Source organism: Microbacterium sp. K24 (assembly GCF_004794465.1).
GTDB lineage: Bacteria > Actinomycetota > Actinomycetes > Actinomycetales > Microbacteriaceae > Microbacterium.
Genome location: NZ_SSDJ01000155.1, coordinates 1 through 14,789, shown reverse-complemented (window position 1 = coordinate 14,789; position 14,789 = coordinate 1). Strand labels below are relative to the sequence as shown.

The following is a 14,789-nucleotide window of genomic DNA, read 5'->3' as shown; positions in this document are numbered from 1 at the left end:
CTCCTGCACCGACTGTACGTCGCGGGTGCTCGTCGACACCATGGGTAGCACTCCCCTGATCGGCATGTCACGCCCCCCTGTCGACCTCGACGCTGAGGAACCGTGACCCGGGGATCGCCTTCACCTCGACGCGCGCCCCCTCCAGCGACCCCGGCGCCAATCCGAAGCGTTCCTCGATCTCGCCGTTGCTGAGGGCGCCCAGGCTGTCCGCCTCGCTCGCCGGTGCGAGGAAGCGCATGTCTCCGTCGGTCTTCCCGTACTTGTCGGGGCTGTCCTGTCCGATCGCGTCCTCGTAGAGCTCTTCCACGAGCTGCGTCAGCACCTTCTTCGGCGTGCCCTTGACCTCGTCGAGGATGTCGCCGGGGATCGCTCTCACGTCCTTCCCGAGCGACGTCCCGAGGTCGCGCGCCGCGTCGTAATCGGGGGCGGCGTGCCGCGGCGAGGAGCCGAGGGTCTCGAGCCCGCGGCGGACGTCCTTCCGGATGTCGTAGTCCTTCGCGTGCGACACCGGGCCCTTGTCGTCCCGCCGATGCTTCGGCACGCCATCGGCGCTGCGTCGATCGAGACCGCGGATGGCATCGGCATCCGCCCGGTGCTTGCCGCCGCGCTTGCGGAACGCGCCGGCGAACCCCTGCTTGAACTCGTGTCCCGCGCCGTCCACGGCATCCACCAGGTCGCGCATCAGCTTCTTCAACGTCACGGTTCAGTCCCCCGAGATCTGCAGGTTGGCGAGGTCGGCGAGCAGCCGATCGGTCAGGTCCTCCACGTCGGCGGCGTGCGCGTCCATGTCATCGGCCGCCTGGTCGAGCGCGGCGAGATCGGCGGCGAACTCGTCCACGTCGCCGACGGCGCCTTCCACCACCGGCGCATCGAGCAGCGCCGCCACCAGAACGGGAACCTGCTCCGCCAGAGGCTCGACCGCGAGGGGCAGCACCTCGTCGATGACCTTCTCGAGCGTGATCTCCATCGCCATCGAGAAGAGCTTCTTGCGCGCGAGGATCAGCACCGCCGCGCCGCCCGCGCCGAACGGACCGGCAGCGAGCAGAGGGATCAGCTGGGCGAGGGTCACCGTGACGTCGACGATCACCTTGACCTTCAGCGCGAGCACGATATCGGCGGCGATGTCGATCCCGACCGCGGCGGGCCCGAGGATGTCGAGCAGCTGCTGCACGTTCTCGGAGCGATTCCGGTTCCACGCCGTGACATGCGCCGTGCCCGTCTGACCGGTCATCGCTGCGGCGAGCTCCCCGTTGATCCGGCGATCGGCCGCCTGCACGAGGCCTTCCATGTCGTCGCGGTATCCGCGCACGAACGCGGCGGCCTTGCGCACCTCGTCCTCGTCGATGTCGGGCCACTCGAGACCCAGCTTGTCCATGATCCAGATGAGTTCATCCGGCAGCATCATTCCCACGGGGACCACCTCCGTGCACGACGCTACCCAGCGTCGCCGCGCGTGCGCGATGGGGAGATCAGCCCATCGCCGTCGCGTCAGCCGTTCTGCGCGTTGCGCCGGATCGCTTCGTACAACCGGTCGGCCTCGGCGCGCTGGTCGGCCACCGTGGTGACCGTCGCCGGGTCCACAGGCTCGAAGGTGTCGACGAGACCGCCGACCTGCTCCTCGGTCATCCGGTAGGCCTTCAATCCGCCACCCTGATCGCGAGCCATGCCGCTCGGCCAGACATCAGCTTGGGCACCGGCGACGCCGATGCGCCATCCTTCCGGCTCGAGCTTCTCGCGCACCCGGCAGAGCGCCTCGAACGCGTCGAAAGCACGTTCCTCGACCGGTTCGAAGGCCGGCGAGACGATCGACACCACCCACATCCGGTCCTCGGTCCGCCACGCGATCGTCGCCTCGTGGACGACGCCGTCGCGGCTTACCTGGATCGTCTGCGGACTCTGGATCATGCGCTCGTGATGTCCGACGGGTCGATGATGACCGAGACTTCGGAGCCCGGGTTCAGCCCGATCCGCACGCCCTCGGGCAGAGCCGCAGCGAGCTGGTCCCCCCGCATCATCGTGTGCTCGGCGTAGCCGGACGAGGTCGCCTTCTCGGCGTCGGAGAATGCGTAGACCAGACGGCCGTCCTCGCCGTCCGGAGCGACGAAGATCCCCCCCTCGGGACGGCTGTAGACGTAGACGTCGGATGCCGCGAACTCGCGGTCGAGCTGCTCGCCGGGTGCATGCCCTGCCCGCACGAGCTGCAGGACGCGCTCCAGCTTCGAGGCGGGTACGGGCCAGCCGCGGACAGGCGGAGACGGGACGTATCGAGGATTCGGCGTGAAGTCCCCGCTCAGCTCTCCGTTCTCGTCGGCGCGCCAGGCGCCCACGATGCCCTCCGGCGGGATGCGGTCGAGACCGTCGAACTCGGGATCGATCGCGTACACCCATTCGCCGGGGTTCGCCCGTGCCTGCGCGCGGAGCGCGTCGGTGATCGGCGGCGGAGCGAGCGGCGTGGCCATCTGCGGACCCCTGTCATCCAAGTCGTGTGCGGTCACTTTCCACCATAGCCCGGGTTCGGGATCCAATCACCGAGCGTCCCGTCGGGCTTGACCGGGTGCGCTCCGGAGATCTGATCCGGCTTGACGCCGCCCTGGAACGAGACCTCGGCCTCGGGCGCCTGGGACGTCGGACCGAACGGGTTGTTCGGGATCGTGGCGTCGGCGTCGATTCCGCCGGGCGCATCGATCGTGTACCGGTAATCGGAGCCCCAGCGCTGGTAGAGATCCGGATCGCGCGTCGTGCTGATGAAGTTGGACGGCGTGTTCCACCGCACGAAGTCATCGTAGTTGTTGTTGTTCGGGTCGCGGACCTCGAATCCGTCGCGGAAGATGTCTGCCGGCGGTCGGTTGTCCGACCGGTACAGCAGCTCGGTGGTCGTTCGGTCGACCCGGTTGGTGCTGTTCCCGGTCAGCGCGGGAGGAGCATCGAACTTGTCCTTGTCCCTGACCTGTCGCACGACGTTGTCGAGGTGGTCGTCGATGTTGTCCGCGAAGCCGTGGAGCCGGTCCTTGCCGTGCCCCATCCCCTTGAGGACTGCTTCCTTCAGGGAGCGGAAGATCCCCTTCGTGCCGGCCATCAGGCGTCCCCTCCGAAATCGAGCGCCGAGAACTCCGTGAAGAAGGTCGACGTGAGTGTCTGCACGTCCGCACTGTGCAGCTTCATCGTCGAACGTGCCTCCTCCAGCGCCTCGAGATCGGCGAAGAACTCGTCCGAGTCGCCCGCGGTCGCCTCGACCACCGGTGCGTCGAGGATGGCGTCGATGACGGCCGGAAGATGCTCGGCCATCGGCTCGATCGCCATCGGCAGCAGCTGGTTCATCAACTGCTCCACGGCGATGTCGACCGCCGCGTTCAGCAGCTTCTTCTTGATGAGCAGCATCGGCCCCGCGCCCACGGCGGTGATCGGGTTGGTGAGCATGCCGACGAGCGCGATCATCGTCGTCGTCACGTCGACGATGACCTTCATCTTCAGCGCGAAGATCGCCTCCGCGCCGATGTCCATCGCGGTCGCCGCCGGCGGCATGATGTCGACCAGCTTCTGCAGGTTCTGCGAGCGGTTGGCGTTCCAGGCGCCGGTCGTCGCCGGACCCGTCTGCCCGCGCATCGCGCCGGCGAGGTCGCCGTTCACCTTGCGGTCGACCGACTGGATCACATCCTCCAGATCGGTTCCCAGGTTGCGGACCAGCACCGCGCCCTTTCGCACCTCGTCCTCATCGATATCCGGCCACTCGAAGCCCAGCTTCTCCATGACCCAGACGAGCTCGTTCGGCAACATCATTCCCACAGCGACACCTCCACAGATGACTCTACGAGTCGCGGCCGGTGCGCCGCGATGGGGAGAACAACCCACGGGGCCGTGATCACGGTGCGACCTCCCATTGCACGACGCCAGAGGTCAGCGGCGCGGTCGCGCCGTTGCGGGCGGCGATGCCCGTGACATCCTTGTCGACGATCGTCACGCGCGGGTTCATCGCGAGCGGAAGCGCGACGGCCGCGCGCACGATCGTCGCCTCGATCCGCGCCCGCAGGTCTCTCGCCTCGTAGACGTCGGTGGTCTGGGCGAGCTGGGCGATGAGCTCGTCGCGCTCCGGATCGGCGCTGCCCGTGACCGATTCCGCTCCACCCGTACCCCACTGGGCGAAGATCTCCGCAGGCGTCTGCGGCACCGGCACGCGGGAGATCACGGCATCCCACGCGCCCTGTCCGAGTGCCGCCTCGAGGTCGTCCGTCCCGCAGTCGACGACGCTCCAGCCTGCTTCGGCGGCGACAGCCTGGAGGGCGCCGAAGGCGCCGACGGCGAACTCGCTGGCCCGGTCGTAGAGCACGCAGACGGATGCTCCCGCCGATACCCCCGCGGCCTCGCGTTCGAGTGCGGCGTCGTCGCCGGGGGTGCCGAGAGCGGCACTGAATCCGGAGTCCTCATTGACGATGTCGTACGCACGGGAGCCGGGCGTCGTCGCCATGGAGGTCGTGCCGGCGTAGGCCGAGGCCCACCCACCGCCGCCGCCCTGCAGCAGGGCGGTCGCCGGCGCGGCGTGGATGAACGCCGTCCTCGCCGCGTGCTCGGAGAAGACACCGGAGGGATTCAGCTGCAGCGCCCAGAGGGTGCCGTCGTTCGTCTCGTCGGCCGTGAGGTCTCTGCGCTCGAGCTCGTGGATCGGATCGACGTTCCCGGCGACGGGCGCGACCTGCACGACGTCGAGGCTGTCGCCGATCGCCACGAGCGCGTCGTCGCCCTGCGGCACCAGGTCGATGCGAGCGATCTTCGGCGTCACGAGGCCTCGGTATCCGGCGTTCGGCACGAGCTGCACGCTCTGCCCTGCCCCGTCGTCGCCGACATCGTCCACCCGGAACGGGCCGCTGGAGAGGAGCAGATCCGCGGGGATGTCCCCCTTCTCCGGAAGCGCGAAGCCCTCGTTCCACACCTCGGCGATCGCCGCGAGTGCGTCGGTGTCGTCATCCTGGATCGCGCGGATGACGGCCTGCTTCGCCTCCATGGCGTCGTCCGTGCCGAACGCGCGCTGCCCCACGACATGCGCCGGCACCGGCACGGTCACGGCCGACTGCCAGTCGATGTCGGGCTGAGGGAACGTCACCGTGATCGAGCGGGCGAACTCGTCGATGGACGGCACCTCGGCGTCGGCATCCGCCTCGCCGTCCACCGGGGCCGTCTCGTCATCCGCACGGAAGTACCCGGCTTCGCCGGCCCATCCCAGCAGCAGATCCGCCGCGTCGAGAGGGATGCCGTCGGACCACGCCGGCTCGGCGAGGTCGTAGGTCGCCCGGAAGGGCTCGTCCGACGAGATCTTCACGGTGCCGAACCCCTCGTCGGGCACGAACTCGCCGTCGACCACGTCGCCGAAGCGGCCGCGCATCATCGCGGCGATGTCGAGGTTGCCCGCCGTGGGGGATGCCGCCGCGTTCGCCGACGTGAACTCCTGCGTCCACCCGACCGTGATCCGCGAGCCGGGCACGACGCTCTCCGGCAGGGCAGGCGTGCAGGCCGCCAGGCCCGCCACGACCGCGACCGCGAGGCCGGCCGCAGCCAGACGGCGGCGTCTCATGACGTTGCCGTCATGCGAGGTCGTTGCCCTCGTCGCCTTCGGCCATCTCGCGGAAGGGCTGGCTCTCTTCGCTCTCGAGCCAGGCCCGCGCGTGCTCCAGCAGGACGGCCGGGGAGTCCTCCGCCTCGGCGGCCGTGGCGAACGGCCCGATCGTGTCTTCCGACGGGCGCTCGTCCGCGCGCTCCACCGATTGGGTCGACAGGTTGTACCAGTAGCTCTGTGCGCCGCTCATCACTCCCGCTCTCCGCTCATGTTCCCGAGTCTATTAGCCGTGTCGGCCATCCCCCCTGCAAAGACAGAGGTCGTGACACCGGTCTTCCGACCGACGCCACGACCTCTGACAGTGCGAGCTTTCAGCCGCCGGCCAGCTCCGAGTCCTTGTCGCGGATCGAGTCCGCCATGCGGTCGAGCGCCTGAGCCATGTCGTTGACGGCCTCGGCTGCGTCGTCCAGGGAAGCGGTGAGCTCCGAGTACGCGGTGGAGTAAGCCTCCGACGCGTTCTCCGTCTTGAACCCGTCCTGCACGAGGTCATCGATGACGCCCTGGAGCTCCTTCAGAGTGTCGGTGACGGTGCTGCGCCCGTCGCGGAGTCGCGCCGCAGCGCTCTCCATCTCGCTGTACGTTGCTCCAAAATCATGTCCGGCCATGAGAACCGCCTCCCGAATTCTTCGTCTTCAGGCCTTGTCGACCTCTTTGAGTCGAGGTTAGCCAATGATCGTCCGTTGGCAAACGGGGAGCGGTACCCATGGCACCTCTACCCATGCCGTCTACCCCTGCGCCGGAGCCTCCGGCACGAACGGGATCTGCATCGTCACCGCACGCCCCGCCTGCACGAAGATGCCGCGACCGACCGGGAAGTCCGAGCGCTTCACGCGGCCGAACGGGGTCTTGAAGATCGCCTCCCCGTCGTACGTGTCGGGCTTGAGGACGATGCCCTGCCTGCCGGTCTTCCACTCGCCCAGCACGCCGATGCTGCCGCTGGCACGGCTGATCTCCGCTTCGCCGATGAGCAGGTGATCGCTGTTGTTCATGGCCTGCAGCAGGGCGCGCATCGGCCGGTCGGCCGCGCCGTCGGCGAGGTGGGGCATGTCCTCGATCACGATCATGATGCGGCCGCCCACGGACTCCTGCACGACGAGCTCGGCGAGCTCCGTCGCGAGCTCCTTCTCGTCTTCGGGGCGCGTGGCGCTCTTCACCCAGGGACGGAAGTCCTTGAGCTCGGACCGGCGGCTGCCGAAATGGTACATCCGCACCTTCGGGTCGAATCGCTCCATGGCCACGACCAGCGCCTTCAGCGTGTTCGTGCGGCCCGAGGCCGGCGGCCCCGAGATGACGAACGAGCCGATCGGCTCGAACCCGTGCGGCGCGAGCGTGTCGTCCGCGACGCCGAACACCGGCGTCCCGTCCACCTGCGCCGGCATCTCGTCGACCTGCACCATGGTCGGCAGCGCGCCGATCTCGGGCAGGTCGCGGACGCCCTCCGCACGGAGGCGGTCGCCGAGGGCGGTGAGCGCCTTGGTCTGCTCGACGACGTTCATGGTGCCGCCGAGCACCGCGATCTGCGCCTCGTGGCCGTCGACCACGGCGCGCCCCGGCGCGGACTGCTCGTCGAGGATGTCGCGCGGTGCGCTGAGCAGCATGTACTGGCTGGGATCGCCCATGCGCAGCACGACACGGCGCGAGATGTTCGCCGCCACCGCGCTCGGCACCGCGTTGCCGCGGTCGGCCGTGATGACGGTGTGCACGCCCAGCGTGCGACCCTCGCCGAGGATGCGCATGAAGATGCGGTAGAACGGCCCGCGGCCCGGCGCGACCTCCCAGTCCTTCTTGAACTCGGGGTAGTTGTCGATCAGCAGCAGGATGCGCGGCATCCGGGCATCGACGAGCTCGCGGTACTCCTGGACGGAGGCGGCACTGGCCGCCGAGAAGGCCGCGGCGCGGCGATCCATCTCCCCGTCGAGGGTGCGCAGCAGACGCTGGATGCGCTCGACATCGGCGCCGTCGACGACGGACCCCACGTGCGGGAGGGCGTTGAGCGCGCCCAGGGCTCCCGTGGCGAAGTCGAGGCAGTACACCTGCACGCGGCCGAGATCCGGTCGCATGCCGGCGGCCGTGCCGATCGTCTTCAGGAGCGTGGACTTGCCCGATCCGGAGGTGCCGTAGATGACGAGCGAGCCGTCGCGGTCGGGCACGAACACCGCCGCCTGCTGCTGCTGCTTCTCAGGCACGTCCACCATGGCGATGGGGATGCGCGTGTCGCCCTCGTTCGGCAGGTCGCTGAGATCGACCAGGGGCGACAGATCATCGAGCCAGGGTCGACGCGGGAGCATCAGCTGCGCGCGGTCGGCGGCGTTGATCAGCGTCGACACGATGCGCTTCTGGTCGTTCGGCCCGAGGTCCTCCTCGTGCGAATCCGACTCGGGAAGACGATCGGGCTCCCATTCGGCGGTCGAGCCGAAGCGCAGCTCGGACACGCGCACCTCGGCGGCGGCGGAGTCGTCGTCTGTCGTCCAGCCGCCGGCGTACGCCGACTGGAACGGCACCAGACGGCCAGGGCCGGTCTTCGCGATCGCACGGCCCGGGATCGACGCGGGGAAGGTCGCCGCGACCCCGTCGTCGACGACGTCACGCGAGTCGGACTCGTCCGCCATGCGCAGGGCGATGCGGAGGTTGGTGTTGGCGCGGAGGTTGTCCTTGATGACACCGGCCGGGCGCTGCGTCGCCATGATCAGGTGGATGCCGAGCGAGCGTCCGCGCTGGGCGATGTCGACGACGCCGTCGACGAACTCCGGCATCTCGGATGCCAGGGCGGCGAACTCGTCGATCACGAGGACGAGGGCCGGCGGGCACTCCGGATCCTGACGCTTCTCGAGCTCGAGCAGGTCCTTGGCCTTCTTGCGGTTGAGCAGGTGCTCGCGGTGCTGCAGCTCGGCGCGGAGGCTGGTGAGCGCACGGCGCACCAGGTGCGGGCTCAGGTCGGTGACCAGGCCCACGCAGTGCGGCAGTTCGACGCAGTCCGCGAACGCCGAGCCGCCCTTGTAGTCCACGAACAGGAACGTGACGCGATCGGGGCTGTGCGCCGCGGCCATGCCGAGCACCCAGGCCTGCAGGAACTCGGACTTGCCCGCACCGGTCGTACCGCCGACGAGGGCGTGCGGACCCTGCGTGCGCAGGTCGAGGGCCATGGCATCGCTCGGCCCCTGGCCGATGATCGCGCGGAGCGTGCCGGCCTTCTTCAGACGCGGCCGCGGGTTCGGCGACCGGTCGACGATCGTGTTGTTCTGGCGCCAGCGCTCGATGACGACCTGCGGGTCCTCGGCGATCGCCGGGTCGACCAGCTGCAGGAACATCACCGAGCTGGGGATGTCGGAGGAGTCGTGCACGCCGGTGCTCGCATCGACGACCGGGGAGAGACGGCGTGCGAGCATCTGCATGTAGGCGTTCGAGACGCCCTCCACGCGCACGTGCTCGAAGTTCTCGCCATTGCGGACCAGGCCCACATGCGCGTCCTCGAGGCCGGCGGTGACGTCGATGTAGCTGCGGCAGACGGCGGGGAGCGACTCGACCGTGGGCGACACGAAGACCGCATGCACGCCGTGGTCCGCACCGCGCTCCAGCACGTCGGTGAGACGACCGCGGTCCACGGGGGCGTCGCCGCTCACGAACACGACGACGGAGATCGGCGGCGTGGTCTTGTGCTCGCCGGCCGCGCGGGAGACGTCGGTGCCGTATTGGAGCGGGTTCCAGTCCTCCTTGAACGGGCCGCGGGGCTCGCCTCCTCCTCCGGCCGCTGCCGCACGCGAGACGTACTCCTCGAGCGTGCTCAGCAGAGCGGCGCCGGTGGGCGCCGAATCGGCGAGCGCCATGTCTCGGAACGGACTCCGCTCGCTGGAGGTGTGCGGCATCCACTTGAGCCAGTCCAGCTCGGGGGTCCAGGCCGAATCCGCGAAGGCGACCGCGACGACGTCGTTGGGGGCGTGCAGACCGAACAGCTGCACCGCGATGCCGCGCATCGTGTCGGCGACGGGTCCCTGCGGACCCGCGATCCCGATCGAACCCGCATCGACGAGCATCTCGAGCACGGGCACGTCGTCGACGAACTCGTAGCGCTCGCGCAGCCGGTCGACGCGGTCGATGAACTCGGGGAGGCCGTCGGGCGCCTCGGCGGATTCCTCGATCCTGTTGCGCGCCGGAAGTCGGCAGCTCCCCAGCCGCAGGCTGAGGAAGTTCCAGTGCTCGGGCCGCCTCGTCCACAGGAGGGGGCCCAGCCGCATCGCATGGTCGAAGATCTCGGCGACCGGAGGGACCTCCGCGTTGCGGGCGCGCTCCTCTTCGGGCTTGCCCTGGAAGAAGTCCTCCTCCAGCTGCTCGTACTGGCGTTCGAAGAGGAGGAACTCGTGGTCCTGCCCCTTCCGGCTCTGCGCCGCCTGGTTGATGATGTTGCCGAACGCCATCAGCGGCGTCATCACGATCATGAGCAGCGAGCGCGGGTTGCCGTTGAGCGCGTAGAGCGCCATGCCCATCAGGATCGGGGCGATCATGATCGGCCAGGGGAAGATGCGGCCGATCTTCTCGGTGGGCAGCCGCGGGATCTTGAACAGCGTGCCGGGGTAGCGCACCTCGACGCGAGGGCTGCGGTTGAACATCAGCCCGCCGCCGCGCTCGATGATCGGATCCTCGGTCGCCGAACCGTCGAAGGACCGCGCCAGGCGGAGCACGAGGGTGGTGCCGCCGATCACGAACGGCTCCCCCTCTTCGACCCGGACGCGCTGCACGGCGACGCCGTCGACGAGCACGCCGTTGGCGGAGTTGAGGTCGACGACCTCGATGTGCGTGCCGACTTCGAGGCGGGCGTGCCGCTTCGAGACCATCGGATCGGCGAGCACGACGTCGTTCCCCGCCTCGCGCCCGAGGAACACATGGCCGGCGGTGATCGGGAACTCCTGGCCCGCCAGCGCCCCCGAGGTCGCCACCAGCACGCCGACGACATCACGCTGCCCGGCGAACGCGTAGTCGGGCCCGTAGTTGACGATGGATGCCGCGAAGCCGGAGCCGATCGGCGCCTCGCCGATCGGGACGTCGGGCTGCAGCGGCACGAGCCGCTCCCCCGTCGGCGGTGCGACGGCGAGCGTGAGCACATCTCCCTCGGCCACGGGGATGGAGCGCGTCGGGTCCGCTTCGGCGACATGGCGCGCGACGTCGCCGGCCGTCGCCGTCGAGTCGGTCGTGATCACGATGTCGACGGGGTCGCCCGCCTGACGGTGCAGCGTCAGCTTGAGTCTCATACGTGTTTCCCGGTCACCTGTTCGTCATCGATCACACTCGGACCACGGCGGCGACGCGGTCGCCGAGCCGGATCATGTCGCCGGCGGTCGTCCTCACCGGGGAACCCGGAACGACGCCGTACTCGGTTCCGCCGCGGATCAGCCCCGACCCGTTCGTCGATCGGCAGTCCTCGATCTCGAGACCGCCCTCGACGGGACGCACCAGCAGGTGCGTCTTGGAGAGCGACCTGCTGTCGTCGGCGAGAGCGATCGCGCGTGCGCCCGGATGCTCCGCCGCGTCGGGGTTGCGCCCGAGCAGCACCGGCTCGGAGATCGGGATGCTCTCGCCGGTGTCGAACCGGAGGCGGAACTGCGCGACCGGCTCGGCCTGCGGGGCGGGGACGGATGCCGCCGGCGCGGGGTCGGATGCCGGGATCACCGGCGCAGCGGCGGCGGGCACGGCAGGAGGATGCACTGCTGCGGGCGGGACCACAGGTGCCGGTGCGTGCTCGACGACCGGCTGCGGTGCCGGTGCGGGCTGCGCGACAGGCGCGGGCTGCGCGACGGGGGCGGGCGGGGCCGGGGATGCCGCGGGGGCGATCGGCGCCGCTGTCGGCAGCTCCGGGACGACGGGATTCTCCGGGTCGGCGAGGCGATATCCCCCGAGCACGGGCTTGCCCGTCTCGATGGGCACCTGGTCGTGCGTCGGCGTGGCCAGCGACAGCCCGACGACCGGGCGCTCGCTCGCGTCGTAGGGACGCGCGATGCCGAGCACGCCGGCGCTGACACGACTGCCCGGACGGTACTGGGGCTGCGCGGCGGGGTCCACCGGCGTGGCGAGCGAGGGAAGGGCGGAGCGCTCGGGGGTCGGTTCGGCCTTGACGACCTTGCGCGCCACGCGCATCCGCTTCTCGTCGTACGGATTCAGTCCCTTGCGGACGTCGATGAGCCAGACCTTCGCCGCCTTGTCGTGCAGCCCGCGGCCACGGCCCTCCGGGTCGAACGTCGGGGAGGCGAGGATGAGGGCAGGACCCAGCACGGGCACGACGCCGGCGATGCCGACGATGAGGAAGCGCAGCAGCACCGACCCGACACCGGGGCGTTCGAGCGTGCGCACGTTCACGCTGCGAAGCCCGGTGACGCCCTTGCCGATGGTCAGCCCCTTAACGCCGTGGAGGATCAGCTGCACGACGAGGAACACGAGGCTCAGGAGCGTCGAGACGGAGGCCATCACGACGGCGAGCACGAAGTCCGGGTGATTGAGGAAGCCGTACGGCGAGATCGCCCCGGTCGCGAGCTTGAGCAGCAGGGGGATCGCGCCGATCCACAGCGGCAGCTGCAGGACCACCCAGATCGCCCCGTCGATCGTCGCGGCGAGAGCACGGCGCCCGAACGGCGCGCGCAGCATCCCGAGCGCCGCGGCGTACGCGGGGTCGGGGCGACCTTGAGCGTCGAGACCCTCGATCGTCGGCTTCTGCTCGTCGATTTCCCAGATCATGTCAGTCGACGCACCCCCGCACCGGCTCGGACACCCGTCCGTCGTCGCGGCGCAGCATGACGTCGATGCAGACCGTGCCGGTCGTCGCCGGCACCTGCGCCACCGGCGCATCGGACTGCTGCGGATCGACCTGACCGGAGACGTCGACGACGCTCCAGATGAACGTGTCGCCCTCCTGAGGATCCTTGTTGACCCAGGTGAACGCGATCAGCTCACCCTGCCGGCTGCCGCCGAGGTCCGCGACCTTCGGCACGAAATCGGACTGGACGTCCTGCGGCTCGGCGGTCTCGGTGGTCTCGGGCTGCGTCTCGATGCCGGCGACCAGGAGGTTGAGTCCCACGATCGTCCCGACGACGACCACCACGGCGGCGACGGCCGAGAGGGCGATCCACAGCCCCCTCCTGCTGCGCGGCGCGGCTGCCGGGCCCACGGGAACGACCGGCGGCGCGGAGTCCAGGACGGGAGCAGCGGATGCGGCGGCCTGCGGCGCGACGACCATCGGCGGCCGGACGATGGTCCGGTCATCGGGGGCGGCCGGCGCCGTCGGCGTCGGCGTCGGAGCCCGCATCTGAGTCACCTCGTCGACGGCATCCACCCGCTGCGGCGGGTCGAAGCGCGGCACGTCGGGGACGGCGGGCATCGCGCTCTTGGGCTGCGTCGTCGCCGACGGACGCGTGAACGAGGCGACATCCGGATCGATGCTGACGATCTCCCGGACGCGGGTGAGACCGTCGCCGTCGTCGTCGAGGTCTTCGGCCGTCGGGTGGTCGTCGACGATGTCGATCGGCGTCACCGAGTGCGACAGCTCGATCTGCACCTTCTGCAGAGCGCGTGCGAACGCCACCGCGCTGGGGTAGCGGTCATCGGGGTTCTTCGCCATCGCGCGCTCGAGCACGCGCTGCAGGCTCTCCGGGGAATCCGGGCGCCCGAGCGAGGTCAGCGCGGCGCGCTCGATCCGCTCGATGAGATCGGCGCTGGAGTTGCGCTCCCCCGGTCGCTCGAACGGCGACCGCCCGGCGAGCAGGGTGTAGATCGTCGCGCCCAGCGCCCACACGTCGGTGCGCGGTCCGCTCGACGGCGACTCGGCGAACGACTCGGGCGGCGACCACGGGATCGACATGCCCGAGGCCTCGCCGGTCGCTCCGGTCGTCGAGGCGATGCCGAAGTCGGTCAGCGCCGGACGGTTGTAGGCCGTGACGAGGATGTTCGCCGGCTTGATGTCGCGGTGCAGCACACCGGCGCGGTGCGCGGTCTCGACCGCTCCGGCGACCTGCACGCCGACGCGCAGCGCCTCGGCGACCGAGAAGGACTCGCGCCGCGCGCGCAGCTGCAGGTTCGGCCGGGGGCAGTACTCCATCACGAGGTAGGGTCGGCCGTCGCCCGCGACGCCCGCCTGGTAGATCGTGACGATCGCCGGATGCGTCGACAGCATCGCCATCACGTTCGCCTCATCGGCGAACTCCTGCGCGGCGCTGCTCGAGATGCGGTCGGCGAGCAGCACCTTCACCGCGACCTGACGGCGCGGCATCTCCTGCTCGTACAGGAAGACGTCGGCGAAGCCACCCGTGCCGAGCGGCTCGAGATAGCGGAAGCCGGGCAGCTCCGGCGGCGGAGAGGGAGGACGACTCACGGCAGATCCTCGAACGCGACCTTCACACCGTCGCCGAGGTCGACCACGTCGCCGGAGAGGACGAGGGTCTGCTCCCCCGGGTGCAGGCGGATCGGGTCGGCGCCCGGGCGCAGCAGGGTGGAGCCGTTCGTCGTGTGCAGGTCGATGACCACGACCGTGTCGCCTTCCGGCCGGATCTCGAGATGGCTGCGCGAGATGTCCTGCTGCGGGCTCTCGACGGCGATCAGGTGCGGGAGGTTCGCGCCGCTCGCGCGGGTCGAGCGCGGCCGCCGTCCGATGATCACCGTGCGATCGAGCGCGACGACCTGTCCGGTCGACACGCGGATCCGGCCGGTCGCACCCGGCGCCACGGGGATGACGGCGGTCGGCGCGTCATCGCCGGCCGGGGGCTGCTGACGGAGCGCCCGCAGCTCGGCGGCCGAGATCGTCGCTCCGTCGTGGTCGCCCTGGGCGGGGAACGGCACCGGCGGTACTGCTGGGGCCGCAGCACCCGCACCCGCGGTCGGCACGGAGTGGACCGTGGCGCCCCAGAGCTGATCGAAGTCCTCGGTCGACGGCGCCAGCGTGACCTCGGTCGGCACGATCGTCGCGCCGTCGACCGCCGGAGCGGACTCCGCGTCGGTCGATGCCCCGACGTCGCCGAACAGCTCGTCGATCGGATCGACGGGCTCCTCGACCGGCGCCTCCGCTGCCGCGTCGTCGGCGTCTGCGGCGATCTCCTCGGGGACGTCGTCGGCGTCGTCTGCGGCGTCTGCGGCGTCGTCCGGCAGAGGCAGGGCCTCCGTCGTCAGCGGCTCGGGCTCGGGCTCGGCGGCGGGCTCGGGCTCGGGCTCG

At 70.1% G+C, this 14,789-nt stretch carries 13 protein-coding genes; all 13 read right to left on the bottom strand.

Annotation, left to right across the window (positions count from 1 at the left end):
* Positions 1–67 precede the first annotated feature (67 nt).
* A complete protein-coding gene (locus DW306_RS20305; protein WP_136057387.1) occupies positions 68–700 on the bottom strand; it encodes a hypothetical protein in 633 nt (210 codons plus the stop codon).
* Positions 701–703: 3 nt separating this feature from the next.
* Positions 704–1,405, bottom strand: coding sequence for a hypothetical protein (locus tag DW306_RS20300; protein ID WP_136057404.1), 702 nt, complete (start codon positions 1,403–1,405; stop codon positions 704–706).
* A gap of 83 nt (positions 1,406–1,488) precedes the next feature.
* Positions 1,489–1,905, bottom strand: a complete 417-nt coding sequence (locus tag DW306_RS20295; RefSeq protein ID WP_136057386.1) for a hypothetical protein — start codon at positions 1,903–1,905, stop codon at positions 1,489–1,491.
* Positions 1,902–2,459, bottom strand: a complete 558-nt coding sequence (locus tag DW306_RS20290) for a type VII secretion system-associated protein (protein ID WP_136057385.1) — start codon at positions 2,457–2,459, stop codon at positions 1,902–1,904. Before DW306_RS20290 ends, DW306_RS20295 begins: the two co-directional genes overlap by 4 nt.
* A gap of 32 nt (positions 2,460–2,491) precedes the next feature.
* Positions 2,492–3,076 carry a hypothetical protein gene (locus tag DW306_RS20285; protein WP_136057384.1) on the bottom strand — a complete coding sequence of 195 codons (585 nt, stop codon included), beginning with the start codon at positions 3,074–3,076 and terminating at the stop codon, positions 2,492–2,494.
* Positions 3,076–3,777: a hypothetical protein gene (locus DW306_RS20280; RefSeq protein WP_136057383.1), complete on the bottom strand. Its 702-nt coding sequence runs from the start codon at positions 3,775–3,777 to the stop codon at positions 3,076–3,078. Before DW306_RS20280 ends, DW306_RS20285 begins: the two co-directional genes overlap by 1 nt.
* An 82-nt stretch (positions 3,778–3,859) precedes the next feature.
* Positions 3,860–5,563 (bottom strand): ABC transporter substrate-binding protein, encoded by a 1,704-nt coding sequence (locus DW306_RS20275; protein WP_136057382.1) that lies wholly within the window; start codon positions 5,561–5,563, stop codon positions 3,860–3,862.
* A 10-nt stretch (positions 5,564–5,573) separates the two neighbouring features.
* A complete protein-coding gene (locus DW306_RS20270) occupies positions 5,574–5,795 on the bottom strand; it encodes a hypothetical protein (protein ID WP_136057381.1) in 222 nt (73 codons plus the stop codon).
* Positions 5,796–5,916: 121 nt separating this feature from the next.
* Entirely contained in the window at positions 5,917–6,210 is a 294-nt protein-coding gene (locus tag DW306_RS20265; RefSeq protein ID WP_223627552.1) for a WXG100 family type VII secretion target, read from the bottom strand.
* Between the two features lie 120 nt (positions 6,211–6,330).
* Entirely contained in the window at positions 6,331–10,848 is a 4,518-nt protein-coding gene (locus DW306_RS20260) for an FtsK/SpoIIIE domain-containing protein (RefSeq protein WP_136057380.1), read from the bottom strand.
* A gap of 31 nt (positions 10,849–10,879) precedes the next feature.
* Positions 10,880–12,325: an RDD family protein gene (locus DW306_RS20255; RefSeq protein ID WP_168429394.1), complete on the bottom strand. Its 1,446-nt coding sequence runs from the start codon at positions 12,323–12,325 to the stop codon at positions 10,880–10,882.
* Position 12,326: 1 nt separating this feature from the next.
* On the bottom strand, positions 12,327–13,955 hold the full coding sequence (locus DW306_RS20250) for a serine/threonine-protein kinase (RefSeq protein WP_136057378.1): 1,629 nt from the start codon (positions 13,953–13,955) through the stop codon (positions 12,327–12,329).
* On the bottom strand, positions 13,952–14,789 hold an 838-nt coding region (locus DW306_RS20245; protein ID WP_136057377.1), incomplete at its 5' end, for an FHA domain-containing protein. The genes DW306_RS20245 and DW306_RS20250, both read right to left, overlap by 4 nt.

Coding starts and splice junctions, on each gene's coding strand:
- DW306_RS20300 (WP_136057404.1), bottom strand. CDS start 1,405: ATGATGCTGCCGGATGAACTCATCTGGATCATGGACAAGCTGGGTCTC.
- DW306_RS20295 (WP_136057386.1), bottom strand. CDS start 1,905: ATGATCCAGAGTCCGCAGACGATCCAGGTAAGCCGCGACGGCGTCGTC.
- DW306_RS20290 (WP_136057385.1), bottom strand. CDS start 2,459: ATGGCCACGCCGCTCGCTCCGCCGCCGATCACCGACGCGCTCCGCGCG.
- DW306_RS20285 (WP_136057384.1), bottom strand. CDS start 3,076: ATGGCCGGCACGAAGGGGATCTTCCGCTCCCTGAAGGAAGCAGTCCTC.
- DW306_RS20280 (WP_136057383.1), bottom strand. CDS start 3,777: ATGATGTTGCCGAACGAGCTCGTCTGGGTCATGGAGAAGCTGGGCTTC.
- DW306_RS20275 (WP_136057382.1), bottom strand. CDS start 5,563: ATGAGACGCCGCCGTCTGGCTGCGGCCGGCCTCGCGGTCGCGGTCGTG.
- DW306_RS20270 (WP_136057381.1), bottom strand. CDS start 5,795: ATGAGCGGCGCACAGAGCTACTGGTACAACCTGTCGACCCAATCGGTG.
- DW306_RS20265 (WP_223627552.1), bottom strand. CDS start 6,210: ATGGCCGGACATGATTTTGGAGCAACGTACAGCGAGATGGAGAGCGCT.
- DW306_RS20260 (WP_136057380.1), bottom strand. CDS start 10,848: ATGAGACTCAAGCTGACGCTGCACCGTCAGGCGGGCGACCCCGTCGAC.
- DW306_RS20255 (WP_168429394.1), bottom strand. CDS start 12,325: ATGATCTGGGAAATCGACGAGCAGAAGCCGACGATCGAGGGTCTCGAC.